Source organism: Thioalkalivibrio sp. ARh3 (assembly GCF_000377265.1).
In the GTDB taxonomy this organism is placed as follows: Bacteria; Pseudomonadota; Gammaproteobacteria; order Ectothiorhodospirales; family Ectothiorhodospiraceae; genus Thioalkalivibrio; species Thioalkalivibrio thiocyanoxidans.
The window spans coordinates 207,180-222,301 of sequence record NZ_KB897948.1; the positions used below are offsets into that span (position 1 = coordinate 207,180).

Genomic DNA, 15,122 nt, shown 5'->3' on the forward strand with positions numbered 1-15,122 from the left:
CCGCGTGCCACCGCCATCTGCAAACAAGAAGGCCAGGCGTCCCGCAACAGGAACTGCCTGGCAAAACCACCGTCAGGAGACCGACGGAAATCGGCCGACCATCCCTGGCAGAAGCACGTGGTCGTAGCAGGAACCATTCAGGGATCCATTCGCGGTCGGTTCATGCCAGACCGCCTGCAAATTGCACACCAGCCTCCCTGATCCCTGTAGACCGTGGATTCCAAGGCGCAGAAGCCGCGCTGTGATCGGCGCACATGTTACCGATCCGTAACACGATACCCCTGCATCGCCCTCGCGAGCGTTACCCGCCGGTAACACTCCCGCCATCATGCAGTGGCCACAACGGCGTCGCGGCGCGCGTTCCTCGATATGGCACATCCGTTGCTCTAAGGCTTCTGGCAAGGGCGCGTTTGATCTTTTCAATGCGCAATCGCCAACCGCCCGGCAACGTTCCGGGCTGGCCACAACGGAAACCGCCTCTCGATGAACCGTGTCGACGCCGATCAACGTAACTACCAGCGCCTGCACCAGGACGTTCCGGATGTGGCGTTTCTCGCCCGGGACTGTCTGCCCGCACGATCGCCGCTGTCGAAGTGCCACCAGTGCGCGGACGCCTGCCCGGTGGACGCGCTGAGCGCCTCCCGGGGCCGCCTGGAGCTATCGGACGACTGTCTGCGTTGCGGACAATGCGCCGCGGCCTGCCCGACCGGTGCCCTGCGGGTCGCCGGTTTCCCGCAGACCGAGGCGCTCGAACCCGCCGACACGGATACGTCGCGTCCGTTGCAGATTGATTGCTGGCGGGTACCGCAGCCCGCATCCCCGGAGGGCACGCTGCGCGTCCCCTGCCTGGGCGGTCTGGATGCGGGCACGCTGGCCCAGCTCTGCACCCTGCAGCGCGGCCCCGTCTGGCTGCTGGATCGGGGTTGGTGCCAGGAATGTCCCGCGGGGGGCGGCGCTCATCCGGCCACCTCGGCGGTGGAGTCGGCGGCCGATGCCCTGCGGGCCTCCGGGGCCGCGCCAGACCGACTCCCCTGTATCCACTCATCGCCCATGGACCACCGCGAGTCTGCCTCCGCGACCATCCCCCCGCGCATGACCGAGGCATCGGTCAGCCGACGGGGTCTGTTCCGGCATCTGGCCGGGCAGGTCGCATCCGCCCACGAACAGTGGAGCCTCGCGGAGAGTGCCGAGGGCGCATCGGCACCTGAACCCCTGGCCGGGCGGATACCCGCGCCGCCGCGCCGGCGCATGGTGCGCGCAAGCCTCGCATTCTCCGAACGCTTGCCCGAGGCCTTGAGCCCGCGCGTCGAAGTGGATCACGAGACGTGCTGCAACCATCGCGTGTGCGCCTCCCTGTGTCCGACCGGGGCGCTGTCGGCCGTGGACCGCGACGGAAGCAGCGGCCTCGATTTCGACCCTGCCGCATGCATCGACTGCGGGTTGTGTCAGGGCGTCTGCCCGGAACGCGCTCTGTCGGTCGCGCCCTCCGGCGGCGAGGCGGGTCGGATCACCCGGCACGCCTTCAGCCGCTGCAGGGAGTGTCTGCGGCCATTCGCAGGCGGTGGCCCCGGTTCCCTGTGCCCTGTCTGCGACAAGAAATACGGACTCCTGGCGGGGGGTGGCTACGAGCTGCTCTTCGGCCAGCCCCCGCAACCCCGCGCGGACGGCACGGCCGCGCGGGTTACACAGGCGAGCCGCCAGCAGGCCGGCGCGCAATCGAAGACCAAAGGGAGTGGAGGAAATCCATGAAGAGCATCCTCGAAACCATGTTCACCCGGAGGCGCTTCCTCAAGGCGTCCGGAGCCACCAGCGCAGCCGCGCTGGGCACCGCCGGAATGACCAAGCTGGCGGGTTTTTCGGCCGCTACCGGCGCCCCGCCAGCCGCAAGTGCCGCCACAGGAGGGAGCTGGACCGACACGCGTGTCACCAAGAACATCTGCCATCAGTGTCCGGCCCGTTGCGGGATCAATGTCTATACCTACGAAGATCCCGCGACCGGTTCGGCCCGGGTGACCGGCATCTACGGGGACCCCGGCAACCCGATCGCCAACGGGAAGCTGTGTCCGAAGGGGCATCTGGGCACGTATTTCCTGTACGACCCGGATCGGTTCAAGGGTCCGATGCGGCGGACCAATCCGAACAAGGGTCGCAACGAGGACCCGGGCTGGGAGCCCATCTCCTGGGAAGAGGCCTACGACGAGATCGCTTCCCGCATCAACGACCTGCGCGAACGCGGCGAATCCCACAAGATCTGCCATCTGTACGGGCGCGGCTGGGGCCCGTCGGATGCCGGTCTCTACGGCGACTGGGGCAAGCTGATCGGCACGCCCAATGCCGCCATCGGCCACGCCTCCATGTGCGCCGAGGGCTCCAAGCGGGCCAAGGCCGCCACCGACGGCAACAACTCCTATAACGCCTACGACTACCGCAACACCAACTACATGCTGATCTTCGGCGCCGGCTTCCTGGAGGCCTTCCGCCCCTACAACAAGATCATGCAGGACTGGGGTCACATGCGCTCCAAGAGCCCCAAGACACGGGTGACGACGGTCGATGTGCGCATGAACCCGACGATGGCCGCCTCGGACCGGGCCCTGATGGTCAAGCCCGGCACGGATGGCGCCCTGGCGCTGGCGATCGCCCACGTGATGCTTACCGAGGGACTCTGGGAAAAGGACTTCGTGGGCGATTTCCGCGACGGGCGCAATCGCTTCCGTTCCGGCCAGCGGATCAGCCCGGCCCTGTTCGACGAGAAATGGACCCGCGGACTGGCGGACTGGTGGAACACCGAGCTCAAGGACCGCACCCCGGAATGGGCGGAGGGCATCACCACCATACCCGCCTCGGACATCGTCGCGACCGCCCGGGAGTTCGGTACGACCCGTCCGGCGATGGCGGTGTTCGAACGCGGCCCGACCGCCCATACCAACGGCGTCTACAACGGCATGGCCATCCATGCCCTCAACGCGCTGTCCGGATGCCTGTTCGCCGAAGGCGGCCTGTTCTACCAGATGGGTCCCTCCTACGGGTCCGGTCCCGCCGATGCGGACGACTACATGGATGACATTGCCCGCGAGATGGACGGGAAACATCCGCGCATCGACATGGCGGGCACCGAACGCTGGCCGTTTGCCTCCCACATGATGCAGGAGGTGGCGAAGAACCATAACGCTGGCGACCCCTACAAGCTGGAAATGGCCATCTTCTACACCACGAACCCGATCTGGACGGCGCCCGACGCCCCGGAATGGGAAAAGATGATGCAGGAGATCTTCGTGGTGGACACCTCGCCGTATCCCGGCGAGACCGCGAAGTTCGCGGACCTCGTACTGCCGGAATCAACCTACCTCGAACGGCTGCAGGACTCGCCGACCTATCCGTTCGAGGGCTGGCCGATGACCGCCCTGCGGGTGCCGGCGATCGAGCCGATCTACGACACCACCGAGTTCGGCAACATGCTGATCGAGATCGGCAAGCGCATCAGCGGACCGACCGGCGACTACTACCGGGAGGTCGACAGCGTCGAGAACCTGCTGCAGCACCTGGCCCGCGGCTTCGAGGACGACCCGGGTGACAACGGGGTCGACGGCTGGGAGGCCTGGAAGGAGAAGGGTGTCTGGTACCGCAAGCCGTATCACTGGAAGCAGCACCGCGGTGTCTTCTACGAGTGGGATGGCGACGGCTACACCGTCGAGATGTCCGAGGAGGACGTGAAGGAAAAACTGATGCCCACCGCCTCGGGCAAGTTCGAGTTCAAGTCCGCGCACCTGGAAGACAAGGCGGACTACATCGTCGAGAAGCTGGATGTCCAGCGCGATCGCGTCGGATTCCCACAGTGGCTGGAGCCACGCCACACCGGCGGCGACCGCGACCTGTTCTTCGTCACTCCCAAGACGCCGATGACCGCCGAGGGGCGCAGCGCGAACATCCCGCACGCCATCGCCCTGCAGCAGCCGAGTGTCGGTGGCAATGACCGCACCTATATTGAGATGCATCCGAAGACGGCCCGCGAACGCGGCATCCGCGCCGGTGACCGGGTACGCATTACCTCCGACCTCGGCAGCATCGAAGGATTCGTGCGCTACATGCCGCAGCACCGTCCGGACACCATCGTGCTGCCCTACGAGCATGGCCACTGGGCCCAGGGACGCTGGGCAGAGGCGGAGGAGCGATCCGTCGCCCCCGGAAACCCGAACGAGATCACCGCGAACGTATCCGACCCGATCTCCGGGCTCGCCGCCTATTACACCGGCCGGGTCGACGTCGAGCGCGTCTGAGCGGCGTACCCCTGCGAACGAACATCAGGAGACTGGAAATGGCGAAATGGGGAATGGTCATAGACCTCGACAAGTGCACCGGCTGCCAGGCCTGCACCACCGCCTGCGGGATGGAAAACGACACCCTGCCCGGCGAGAACTGGCAGGACGTCCTGTTCTACACCGAGGGCGAATACCCCTCGGGCCAGATGAAATGGCTGCCGCGACCCTGCATGCAGTGCGAGGACCCGTCCTGCGTACATGTCTGCCCGACCCGGGCGACCTACAAAGACCCGGATGCCGGCGGCATCGTATTCATCGACTGGGACAAGTGCATCGGCTGCAAGTACTGCATGATCGCCTGCCCCTATGGCGTGCGCTTCTTCGCGGACGAAAAACCCCTGGTGGAACCGGACCTGAAGAAAGTCTTCGCCGGGACCAGTGGCCGCCTGTGGGATCCGCCCTCGAAAGGCCCGGATCACGACAGCAAGCGCGGGATCGGCGTGCAGCCCAAGGGTGTCGTGTCCAAGTGCACCTTCTGCTACCACCGTGTCAGCAAGGCGCCGGAAGGGGTGCCCGACCTCGACGAGGACGATCCGGACCTGGTCGAGTACGTTCCGGCCTGCGTGCGGACCTGCCCGCCCAAGGCACGCTTCTTCGGTGATCTCGACAACCCGGAGAGCAACGTGAACAAGCTGATCGCGAACAAGAAGGGCGTGCGGCTCAAGGATCACACCGGCAATCGACCGCAGGTCTACTACCTCGGTGCCGGCGCCTCCATCCCCGCCTTCAAGCCCAAGTCGTAAGGGAGACCCGACATGACTGCAGAAACGATCGACCGCAGGAGCACGGGGCTGTTCATGCCGCTGATGCTCGTGGCCGCCGCCATTGCCATCGTTACGTTCGCGATCGCCGGCTTTGCCCTGATGACCCAGGGACATGCCGCGTTCAACATGGATGCCAACGTGGCCTGGGGGCTGCCGATCTCCACCTATGTGTATTTTGCCCTGATGTCCTCGGGACTGACCCTGGTCGCGGCACTCGCCATGGTCTTCGGGTTCAAGCAGTACTACCCGCTGATCAAGCGCGCCATCTGGCTGGCGATCATCACCCTGGTCGCCGGTCTGGCGGTACTGGCGCTGGAGCTGGGTCACACCTTCCGCATGCTGTGGGCCATCCCGCTGAACATGCAGATTCAGTCCGCGATGTTCTGGATGGGCGTGTTCTACCTGCTTGACCTGATCTTTATGGCCTGGAAATTCCAGCGCATGGAACGCGGAGACTGGAGCAGTTCCCTCAGCCGGCAGATCGGGATCGCCTCGTTCGTCGCCGTGCTGCTGGCCGCCGGCACCCTGGCGCTGATCTTCGGCATGATGAGCATGCGTCCGTTCTGGTACGACCCGACCCTCCCGGTGTGGTTCTACGCGACCGCCGGACTCTCCGGCATCGCCGCGCTGGTGTTCTTCACCTACCTCAGCTACGGCATGAATACCGCCAACATGCCGAAGGCCCTGCGCCTGGACCTGGAAGGCCCGTTGCCGCGACTGTTCCTGGCCATGCTCGGCATCACGCTGGTGCTGATGCTCGCGCGCCTGACCACCGGGCTGTACGCCAACGATCCGGGGGTCAACGTGGTCTGGAGCGACTACCTGCTGGCATCCGGCTGGTTCCACCTGGCGCTGTGGGGCGGCCTGCTGCTGCCTTTTTTGCTGATGCTCGGTCGCGGCCTGCGGCGCTCGGCGGGGCTCCAGATGCTGGCCGCGATCCTGGTACTGGTCGGCATGTTCATCGAACGGCTCTATTTCGTGGTCGGGGGCCAGGTCGTACCGCTGTTCAAGGGCACCTGGGAGCGTGATCTGGTCGCCTATGCACCCTCCTTCACGGAATGGGTCCTGGTGGTCATGGGGGCGGCCATCGTGTTCGCCCTCTACGCTTTGGGCGAACGGCTGTTCAACCTCTCCGACATGCCGGATCAGAACGAGGTGGAAGAACGGCTCGAGCGCGAGGCTGCCGCGGCGGCCGCGGGCTGACCCGCGATCGGCGCGGGCTTGCGCCACTCAACGCACGGGCCGGGGGCTCCGCGTCCCCGGCCTTTCCCACCCTCTCGCAACGGACATCACCATGACCGATTTCACCACTGATACCGACGAACTAGTGGCTCTGGGTGAACTGCTGCTGTGCCTGGGCCAGGCGTTCCTGCCCCCGCGCGATGCGGCACTGCATACGGCCCTGCAGGACGAACTCGTGGACGACCTGCGGGCCCTGGACCGCACGCTGTCCTTTACCGACACCGCGCACGTGGATCGTTTGCAGCGGGCGATCCGCGATACGGCCGCGCTGGAGGGTGGCCTGCTGCGAGTCTACAGCCGCCTGTTCCTGTCGCCACCGTTCCCGGCGCCAATCAATGCCGGCATCCACCTAGATGGTGCGCTGGCCGGCCGCAGCACCCTCGAGATGGAACGCATCTACCATCGTCACGGGCTGGCACGGGATCCCGAATTCCGCGATCTCCCGGACCATCTGGCCCTGCAGCTGCAGTTTGTCGGCTGGCTGCATGGCCGCGCGGCCGAAGCAACGGACGCAGCCGAGCGACAGCGGATACTCGGCGACGCGCGGCATTTCGTCGAGGCGTTCATGCTGCCCTGGCTCCCGCGCTGGCAGGCACAGCTCGAAGAGGCCGTGAGGCACACCGCAGCGGCCGCGGCATACCGGGAACTTGCAGCGGTGACAGAGGCGGCCCTGCAACACGACCACGCCCGGTTGTCCGCCCTGCTGCCCGGCTCGACGGAGGCCCCGCCGGCGGTCCGCCCCACGCTGGACGAGGCGCTGGCATCGCGCTTGTCAGAGGCCGACGAGCAGGCCGAACCGACCGCCTGCCGGGTATGTGGCGAGGCGTTCGCGCCCGGAGCCGACCTGGCCTTCATGGCACGTCAACTGGAAACACGCGGACTTGAGGCCGACCACCTGTACGTCTGCCCCGACTGCCGCACCGGGGAGATGGGCCTGACGCCCACCCGCGTCAATCTCCCGGAATCGGCCCGCAAGGGCCGCGTCGCCTGAACGGTCTCAGGGGGCACTCCAACCGAGTCCGCTCGAGCGCCCCCCATCGAACGCCGGCCTAATCGCCGGCATCCACGCGCTGCGCGAACTGCGCCAGCAAGGCGTCCATGGTGGTGAGGTGGCGCTGATACCAGGGGATGATCTCGTCATCGAGCGCGGCCGCCAGCTCACCCGACTGGACCGAACCGTCTTCCAGCCCGGCCAGCAGGGCCTCCCAGCGTGCGAGATGGGCGGCATGCTCCTGGCGGTGGTAGTCGGTCTGCGGGAACCCGACCCGTTCCATCAACGCATCCTCGCCAGCGAAGTGTTCACGATTGCATTCGACAAACCCCGCAAACGTCTCGCGCAGACGGATCTCGTCACCCGCCGCCCGGGCCTCTCCCACCTCTTCCAGCAGACGCGCCGCCTCCTGGTGATCCTCGTTCATGAAGCCCTGTTCCAGTTCGGGCACCTTCAGCCGACGTTGTGCATCCGTCATGGTCTTGTCCTCGCTGTGTTCAGTCGTGGGCGGGTACCAGCAGCGTCAGGCGACGGGCCTGGCGGCACACGGCCTCGGCGGTACTGCCCAGCAGCAGGTCGGTGATCGGATTGCGGCCCCGTTTGCCGATGATCAGCAGGTCCGCACCCTTCTCCTCCGCGACCCTTCCAATCTCGGCAGAAGGCTTGCCCTGGCCCAGGAGTACGGTATCGAAACCGCGCTCGCCGGCCCGTTGCGCCAGCTGCTTCACGTGGCCCTCCAGGGCCTCGCGCTCGGGCTCGCGTTCCGGGGCATCGTCCCAGCGCCCGACCGAGACGACGATACCGCGTCGGCACCGGGGGAGCACTTCGAGAAACGCGGCCTCCGCTCCCGCAGCGGCCGCCGAGCCATCGGTGGCAAGCAGAGGCCGGCATACCGGCGTGGGCTCCAGCGTCACGCCATCCCCGAAAGGCACCAGCAGCAGGGGCCGCCGCGCGCGCCGCGCCAACTCCAGCACCGTACTGCCGAGAAACAGGTCGCGCAGTGTGCTGTGACCATGGCTTCCGGCCAGGATTACACCAGCGCCGTGAGTGGCGGCGATGCGTTCCAGCTCGGTCGCCACATTTCCGACACCGATTGCCTTCTCCACCTCGAAGCCTTGCTCCCGCACCGTCGCCGCGATCGCGTTCAGACGCTCTTCGTAGTGCGGCACATGCCCCACCTCGGGGGCCCGGGTGTACCCTTCGGCCAGGACATGGGCCAGGGTCAGACGCCGGCAACCCAGGGCCCGCAGGCGATCGAGCTGAGTCTCCATCTGCCCCCAGGCCGGGGAGAAGTCCACCGCCACCAGAATGTGTTCAAACATCGCGGTCTCCCGGCATTTCCCTATCCTTGTCCCATTTCGCCTTCGACCACCAGGCGCCGCCAGCGAAACAGGCCCTCGACATCGATCCGGTAGGGACCCCGGCCCAGACCATCGGCCAGGTGAACCCGGATCCCGTCGATCTCGCGCTCGCTGTGGCCATCGGCGTTACGCGGAGCGCCCGGCTCGGCCACCGGCACCGCCGCCTGGCCGCCGCAGCAGCCATGGCGCTTGGACAGCCGCAGCACCACCTCTCCGCCCTGCCCGGCCAGCCACTCGCGCGCGGCCTCGGTCAGGATGATCGCGGTCATGCCGGTTTCACCTCGCGGTCGGTCGGGAACCAGTGACGCGTGCGGTTCGCGATGCGCACCAGCGCCAGCATCAGCGGCACCTCCACCAGCACCCCGACCACGGTCACCAGCGCCGCGCCCGACTGCAGCCCGAACATCGCGATCGCGGCCGCCACCGCCAACTCGAAGAAGTTGCTCGCACCGATCATCGCGCCGGGGGCCGCCACCGAATGCCGCACGCGCCAGGCCTTGGCCCAGTAATAGGCAATGTAGAACACCAGGAAGGTCTGGATAATCAGCGGGATCGCGATCAGCGCGATATGCCCCGGATTCTCCAGGATGCGCTCGCCCTGAAACGCGAACAGCAGGATCAGGGTCAGCAACAGGCCAATCGGCGTCACTGGACCCAGGCGCTTCATGAACACGTTGTCGAACCACTCGATCCCCCTGCTGCGGATCAGCCAGATGCGCGTCAGGTAGCCGGCGGTGAACGGGATCACGATGTACAGCAGCACCGACAGCGCCACCGTATCCCAGGGCACGTGGATGTTGGACACGCCCAGCAGCAGCACCACGATGGGGGCAAAGGCGAACAGCATGATGATGTCGTTCACCGCCACCTGCACCAGGGTGTACGGGGCATCGCCGCGAGTCAGGTAGCTCCAGACGAACACCATCGCGGTACACGGCGCGGCCCCCAGCAGGATCGCCCCGGCCAGGTATTCGCGCCCCAAATCCTCGGGGATCCACGCGGCATACACCACCATGAAGAAGAACCAGGCGATCGCGAACATGGTGAACGGCTTGATCAGCCAGTTCACCGAGGTGGTGATAGCCAGGCCCTTCGGCTCGCGGCGCACGCCGAGGATGGCGGAGAAATCGATCTGCACCATCATCGGGTAGATCATCGCCCAGATCAGGATGGCCACCGGGATCGAGACCTGCGCGTACTCCCACTGCGACAGCGTCTCCGGCACCACGGGCAGTAACTGCCCCAGCGCGACACCCGCCACGATGCATAGCGCCACCCACACGCTCAGGTAGCGCTCGAAAACGCCCATGCCTTCCTTCGCCGATATCTCCTCGGCGACGGCGCCTTGATCCGTCATTACTTACTCCGTCAATCCGCCCCGCACGGAACCTAGCGTGCATGCCTTGAGGCGATGCAGCCCGGATGCAACCCGGATCCCGCCCGGGCCTACATCCGCCATCATTCGTTGCTGGCGATCTCACTGGCACGGGACAACTCGCAGTCGCCCACTTCCTCGACGCAGCACTGTGCGGTCAGGTAGTGAATCAGCCCCTGCATAGCCCTCAGATCGGCTCGATAGCGCTGGTAGCGGCCCTCTTGCTCAACCGTCAGCAGGCCCGAATGGGTCAGCGTCTTCAGATGAAAGGACAGGTTGGTCCGCGGCAGCGCCAGCGCGTGCGCGATCTCGCCCGCCACCAGACCGTCGCGACCATGGCGAACCAGGAGACGCACAATATCCAGACGGACGCCGGAGGCCAGCGCTTCGAACATATTGTTGGCCGTGCCCTTGTCCATATTTCAATAATACAACACCTTTTGAAATAACTTCAAAGACACCCGCTACTCATGTTTAGTGACCATGCATGCGGCGGCCAGATGGACGCCTTGCGACTCTACCCGGCGTCCTGTCCTATCGCCGACACGCGCTTTCGCTACATCCAGGCCGGCAAACCGGCAGAACGTGACCTGAGGGAGACCAGAGCGGGGCCACACAGGGCCCCGTCGGTTTGGCAGCCTTGCAAGCGCGAGATCAGTCGAGACTTTCCATGTCGATCACGCCAATCACATCAAAGCTGCCCATGCCCTCGGGGCGCATCACCACCATGCTTCCGGCATCCACATTCTGCTGGGTGATCGTATTGACGTTGGGACGATGAGAGACGAGGAACAGGTTGCCCTCGCCCCCGAAATCCGCGATGCGATCCCGCACGTCTTCCATCAGAAAATCGGCGTCGGCCGCCGGCAATGCGGGCAGCAGGTTCAGCGCCTCCCAGTGTTCATACTCGCCGAACACCCCCTTGGCCGTCTGCCAGGCCCGGCAGAACTCGCTGCTCAGCACCTCGTCCACCGCAACCTTCCGCTCACGCAATGCCTCGCCCAGTGCGCTGGCCTGTTCTTTGCCCTTCTCCGTCAGATGGACCTCGTCATCACTGCAGTCGCGCGCGTCGGAAAGGTACATGGACCGCTCCTGATCGGCCTCCTCGGACTCCGTGTGGCGCAGCATGACCACCACGCCCCCTTCCGCCAGGGCATCCCAGGCCGCTTCATCCGCGGCTGCGACCGGCGCAAGCACCCCACCTCCGGCGAGCAGTGCGGTGGCCGCGAGACCATGAACAAGGGATTGCAGTTGAGAACGACTTTTCATCATCACTCCTTCAGTTGCGATAAGCGTGCATCAGGGCGTAACCCTCATGGTGGAGATCCCCGAGACGAACAATGCCCGAAGGGACCGGTTCGACCGGGTCATAGAAGTCATCGATCGGCAGCCCCACGGCCGCTCGTGTGCTCTCGCACAACTCCAGCTTCACGTCATGCATATTGGCGAACTGCAGCAAGCGTGTCCGGAGTTCGTCGCGCTGTTCGGCAAACTCGCCCTCGGGATCAACCTCGAAGGGTGTACCCTCCAGGTTATCGTCAGTGACAAACTGGATACCTTGCGCCCGGAAGACCAGCCGAATGTCGTAGTCGAGCAGTTCTCCTTCATACGCTTCGACCAGACTACTAACACTACCCAGCATCGCGCTGAACTGGGCCGGATCGTCGAAGCCGACATGCCAGGCGATCTTGCGATCGGCGTCAGCCTTGGCAACCTGCAAGGGCAACAACGCGAGCGCCAGAATCAGTATCCAGGCCCCCAGACTTGCCACTCTGCTCCCGTTTCCCGACTGTTGGCGCTTGTTCGGTAACATGACCTGTGCTCCTTTGCGGTGGGCAGGTGCTCTCGGGCTCTGCGTAAAAAACCCGCCAGATTCACCCCGATCTTATCCCTTACTTAGGAGAGGGATTAATACGAAAGCGTAGTCCATGCACCTGCCCGCCGCCAGGACCTGGATTCTTTTTCACCATAAAATCCGTTTGTTACATTCATCCCGGATCTTTCCCCGAAAGCGCGCGACGCACATACCCGTCCCTCGAGGCCTCCGGTATACTGCGCGGTCTTTCGTTTCCCTCGAACACGACGCCCGAGCCGCCATGAACCCGCGCCTGGACCGGCTACAGCCCTATCCGTTTGAACGCCTGCGCCGGCTGTTCGCGGATCTGCAACAACCCGCTGACCGGGAGCCGATCGCCCTGTCGATCGGCGAGCCGCGTCATGCGCTGCCGGGGTTTGTCGAACCGGTACTGCGCGACGCCCTCCAGGGCTACAACCACTACCCCACCACCCGCGGCGAACCCGCGCTGCGCGAGACCATCGCCGCGTGGCTGCAGCGGCGCTTCCAGTTGGGTGCGGTGGATGCCAACCGGCAGGTCCTGCCGGTCAGCGGCACGCGCGAGGCCCTGTTCGCGATCGCGCAGGCCGTCGTCGCAGAGAAGCCCGGGGCACGGGTGCTGATGCCGAACCCCTTCTATCAGATCTACGAAGGTGCGGCCCTGCTGGCCGGGGCGGAGCCGGCCTTCTACGACCTGGCGCCGGAGAACGGCTATCTACCCGATTTCTCCGCGGTCGATGCCGCGACCTGGGATGCGGTGCAGCTGGTCTACATCTGCAACCCCGGCAACCCGGCCGGGGCCTGCATGTCCGAGTCGGCGATGCAGGAGCTGATCGGCCTCGCCGACCGGCACGACTTCGTGATTGCGGCGGACGAGTGCTACTCCGAGATCTACCACCCGGATGCCGAACCCCCGGCCGGGCTGCTCGGCGCGGCGGCCCGCATGGGCCGTACCGGCTTCGAGCGCTGCGTTGTGTTCCACAGCCTGTCCAAGCGCTCCAACCTGCCGGGCCTGCGCTCGGGGTTCGTCGCCGGCGATGCCGCGCTGCTCGACCGCTTCGCGCTGTACCGCACCTATCAAGGCTGCACCCTGCCACCGCCCACGCAGGCAGTTAGTCGCGCGGCCTGGGCGGACGAGGCCCATGTCGCCGATAATCGCGCGCTGTACGCCGAAAAATTCGCCGCCGTCGTGCCGATCCTGCAGGAGGTCCTGGACGTGGAACCGCCCGCCGCGGGCTTCTACCTCTGGCCGCGCGTACCGGATGGCGACGACGAGGCCTTCGCCCGCCGCCTGTATGCCGAAGCCGGCGTCACGGTGCTGGCCGGACGCTACCTCTCCCGCAGCGATCCCGAGACCGGGCACAATCCCGGGGCCGGACACGTGCGCATGGCGCTGGTGGCCGAACCAGCGGCCTGCATCGAAGCGGCCCACCGCATCGCTGCTCTATACCAAGAAACAATTTTTTAAACACTTAAAAGGACTGTTTCATGTCGGACATCAAGAACATCATCGAGACCGCCTTCGAAAGTCGAGCCGAGATCAACCCGCGCAACGTGGAGACCAACGTACGTGACGCCGTCAACGAGGCCATGGAGATGCTGGACAGCGGCCAGGCACGCGTCGCCGAGAAAAAGGGTGGTGACTGGGTCGTCAACGAATGGCTGAAGAAGGCCGTGCTGCTGTCGTTCCGCATCGCCGAGAACGAGTTCATCAAGGGCGGCTTCACCAACTACTACGACAAGGTCCCGTCCAAGTACGCCGACACTTCCAGCCGCGACTTCCGCGAGGGCGGCGTGCGCGTAGTACCGCCGGCAACCGCCCGCCGCGGCAGCTACATCGCCCCGAACGTGGTGCTGATGCCCTCCTACGTGAACATCGGTGCCTACGTCGACGAGGGCACCATGGTGGACACCTGGGCCACCGTCGGCTCCTGTGCCCAGATCGGCAAGAACGTGCATCTGTCCGGCGGCGTCGGCATCGGCGGCGTGCTGGAGCCGCTGCAAGCCGCGCCGACCATCATCGAGGACAACTGCTTCATCGGCGCTCGCTCCGAGGTGGTCGAGGGCGTGATCGTCGAGGAAGGCGCGGTGATCTCCATGGGCGTGTACCTCGGCCAGTCCACCCGCATCTACGACCGCGAGAACGACGAGATCCTGTACGGCCGCGTGCCGGCCGGCGCGGTGGTGGTGCCGGGCAACCTGCCGTCGAAGGATGGCAAGTACTCGCTGTACTGCGCGGTGATCGTGAAGCGCGTGGACGAGAAGACCAAGGCCAAGGTCGGCCTGAACGCCCTGCTGCGCGATGTCTGAGCGGGCCCTCTACGGGATCGCCAACTGCGATACCGTGCGCAAGGCACGCCGGGCGCTGGATGCGGCCGGCGTGGACGTCCGCTTTGTGGACTTTCGCAAGGACGGGCTCGAGGAGGCGCAGTTGCGCCGCTGGGTGGAGGCCGTTGGCTGGGAGACCCTGGTCAACCGCCGTGGTACCACCTGGCGCCAGCTGCCCGAAGAGACACGCGAGGCCATCGACCAGGAGCGTGCGATTGCCCTGATGCTGGAGCATCCGGCACTGATCAAGCGTCCGGTGATCGAGCGTGGTGACGACGTGTACGTTAGCTGGAATGCGGCGACCGCGCGTGAGCTTGGGGCTGGCTGACCGTTTCTAGCGGGCTCCAGCGTTCGTAGCTCTCGCCTGGTACGTTTTGGCTGGGCCTGGTTCGGCATCGGGGGTTTACGTGCCTTCGTCCGGCCGCCTGCCTGCGCTGTTTCGCCAGCGCGCCGCGAGGTACTTTCTTGCTTGCCCAAGAAAGTACCCGTCGAGGCGCACCCGGATTCCGCCCGGGGACCTTGCTCCAGGGCCCTCGGGCCGGCGGCGCTGAAACTCGCTGCGCCTTTGGCTTCGCTCAGACAGTCAGCGCCCCCGTTTTTATTTTGAATCGTCCGTCCCGAGGACCCTTCCGCAAGGGGCTTCATACGGGGGGATGAAGGTCAAGACAACGGCGGTCCTGATGTTTGTGCGAATGGCTGGAGGGAAGGTGTTCCGACATCCGGGCACGCGCGGCCTTCGGCCTGGCGTGCCGCGCCCGCAAGCGGGCGCCGGACCCCATCGTAGGATGTGATGAGCGCAGCGAATCGCATCAGGGGTTGCCCCGGCGTCAGAATGGTGCGTTTCGCTTCGCTCAACGCACCCTACAGCTCTGGGCTTATGAAAGGTGCGGGAACACCGACGGTTTTAC

At 65.6% G+C, this 15,122-nt stretch carries 15 protein-coding genes; 8 read left to right on the plus strand and 7 right to left on the minus strand.

What is annotated here, in order from left to right; all coding sequences use genetic code 11:
• The first annotated feature begins 483 nt into the window (after positions 1–483).
• The 5 genes from C995_RS0105785 (at position 484) to C995_RS0105805 (ending at position 7,316) form a co-directional block, all read left to right on the plus strand.
• Entirely contained in the window at positions 484–1,749 is a 1,266-nt protein-coding gene (locus tag C995_RS0105785; protein ID WP_018864018.1) for a 4Fe-4S dicluster domain-containing protein, read from the plus strand.
• A complete protein-coding gene (locus C995_RS0105790; protein WP_018864019.1) occupies positions 1,746–4,277 on the plus strand; it encodes a molybdopterin-dependent oxidoreductase in 2,532 nt (843 codons plus the stop codon). Before C995_RS0105785 ends, C995_RS0105790 begins: the two co-directional genes overlap by 4 nt.
• Before the next feature lie 38 nt (positions 4,278–4,315).
• Positions 4,316–5,062 carry a 4Fe-4S dicluster domain-containing protein gene (locus C995_RS0105795; RefSeq protein WP_369771645.1) on the plus strand — a complete coding sequence of 249 codons (747 nt, stop codon included), beginning with the start codon at positions 4,316–4,318 and terminating at the stop codon, positions 5,060–5,062.
• A gap of 12 nt (positions 5,063–5,074) precedes the next feature.
• On the plus strand, positions 5,075–6,286 hold the full coding sequence (gene nrfD, locus C995_RS0105800; RefSeq protein WP_018864021.1) for an NrfD/PsrC family molybdoenzyme membrane anchor subunit: 1,212 nt from the start codon (positions 5,075–5,077) through the stop codon (positions 6,284–6,286).
• Between the two features lie 91 nt (positions 6,287–6,377).
• Positions 6,378–7,316 carry a molecular chaperone TorD family protein gene (locus tag C995_RS0105805; protein ID WP_018864022.1) on the plus strand — a complete coding sequence of 313 codons (939 nt, stop codon included), beginning with the start codon at positions 6,378–6,380 and terminating at the stop codon, positions 7,314–7,316.
• A gap of 58 nt (positions 7,317–7,374) precedes the next feature.
• Here the strand turns inward: C995_RS0105805 and C995_RS0105810 are convergent, their stop codons facing one another.
• The 7 genes from C995_RS0105810 to C995_RS0105840 all read right to left on the minus strand — a co-directional run bounded on the left by C995_RS0105810 (position 7,375) and on the right by C995_RS0105840 (position 11,823).
• The gene (locus C995_RS0105810; protein WP_018864023.1) at positions 7,375–7,794 is read right to left on the minus strand and encodes a bacteriohemerythrin; all 420 of its coding nucleotides are present in this window, start codon (positions 7,792–7,794) and stop codon (positions 7,375–7,377) included.
• 19 nt (positions 7,795–7,813) lie between these two features.
• The gene (locus C995_RS0105815) at positions 7,814–8,638 is read right to left on the minus strand and encodes a universal stress protein (RefSeq protein WP_018864024.1); all 825 of its coding nucleotides are present in this window, start codon (positions 8,636–8,638) and stop codon (positions 7,814–7,816) included.
• 20 nt (positions 8,639–8,658) lie between these two features.
• Entirely contained in the window at positions 8,659–8,946 is a 288-nt protein-coding gene (locus C995_RS0105820) for a CC/Se motif family (seleno)protein (RefSeq protein WP_018864025.1), read from the minus strand.
• On the minus strand, positions 8,943–10,034 hold the full coding sequence (gene arsB, locus C995_RS0105825) for an ACR3 family arsenite efflux transporter (protein ID WP_018864026.1): 1,092 nt from the start codon (positions 10,032–10,034) through the stop codon (positions 8,943–8,945). Before arsB ends, C995_RS0105820 begins: the two co-directional genes overlap by 4 nt.
• Before the next feature lie 101 nt (positions 10,035–10,135).
• Positions 10,136–10,471 (minus strand): helix-turn-helix transcriptional regulator, encoded by a 336-nt coding sequence (locus C995_RS0105830; RefSeq protein WP_018864027.1) that lies wholly within the window; start codon positions 10,469–10,471, stop codon positions 10,136–10,138.
• A gap of 235 nt (positions 10,472–10,706) precedes the next feature.
• Positions 10,707–11,321: a histidine phosphatase family protein gene (locus tag C995_RS0105835; RefSeq protein WP_038080757.1), complete on the minus strand. Its 615-nt coding sequence runs from the start codon at positions 11,319–11,321 to the stop codon at positions 10,707–10,709.
• Between the two features lie 10 nt (positions 11,322–11,331).
• On the minus strand, positions 11,332–11,823 hold the full coding sequence (locus C995_RS0105840; RefSeq protein WP_231362413.1) for a DsrE family protein: 492 nt from the start codon (positions 11,821–11,823) through the stop codon (positions 11,332–11,334).
• A 325-nt stretch (positions 11,824–12,148) separates the two neighbouring features.
• Between C995_RS0105840 and dapC the strand changes: the two genes are divergently transcribed.
• Genes dapC through C995_RS0105855 form a run of 3 tightly spaced genes read left to right on the plus strand, consistent with a single transcriptional unit; the run spans position 12,149 to position 14,542 of the window.
• Positions 12,149–13,354: a succinyldiaminopimelate transaminase gene (gene dapC / locus C995_RS0105845; RefSeq protein ID WP_018864030.1), complete on the plus strand. Its 1,206-nt coding sequence runs from the start codon at positions 12,149–12,151 to the stop codon at positions 13,352–13,354.
• A 20-nt stretch (positions 13,355–13,374) separates the two neighbouring features.
• Positions 13,375–14,196 (plus strand): 2,3,4,5-tetrahydropyridine-2,6-dicarboxylate N-succinyltransferase, encoded by an 822-nt coding sequence (gene dapD / locus C995_RS0105850; protein ID WP_018864031.1) that lies wholly within the window; start codon positions 13,375–13,377, stop codon positions 14,194–14,196.
• Positions 14,189–14,542 (plus strand): ArsC family reductase, encoded by a 354-nt coding sequence (locus tag C995_RS0105855; protein WP_018864032.1) that lies wholly within the window; start codon positions 14,189–14,191, stop codon positions 14,540–14,542. The genes dapD and C995_RS0105855 overlap by 8 nt, the downstream gene beginning before the upstream one ends.
• Positions 14,543–15,122 lie beyond the last annotated feature (580 nt).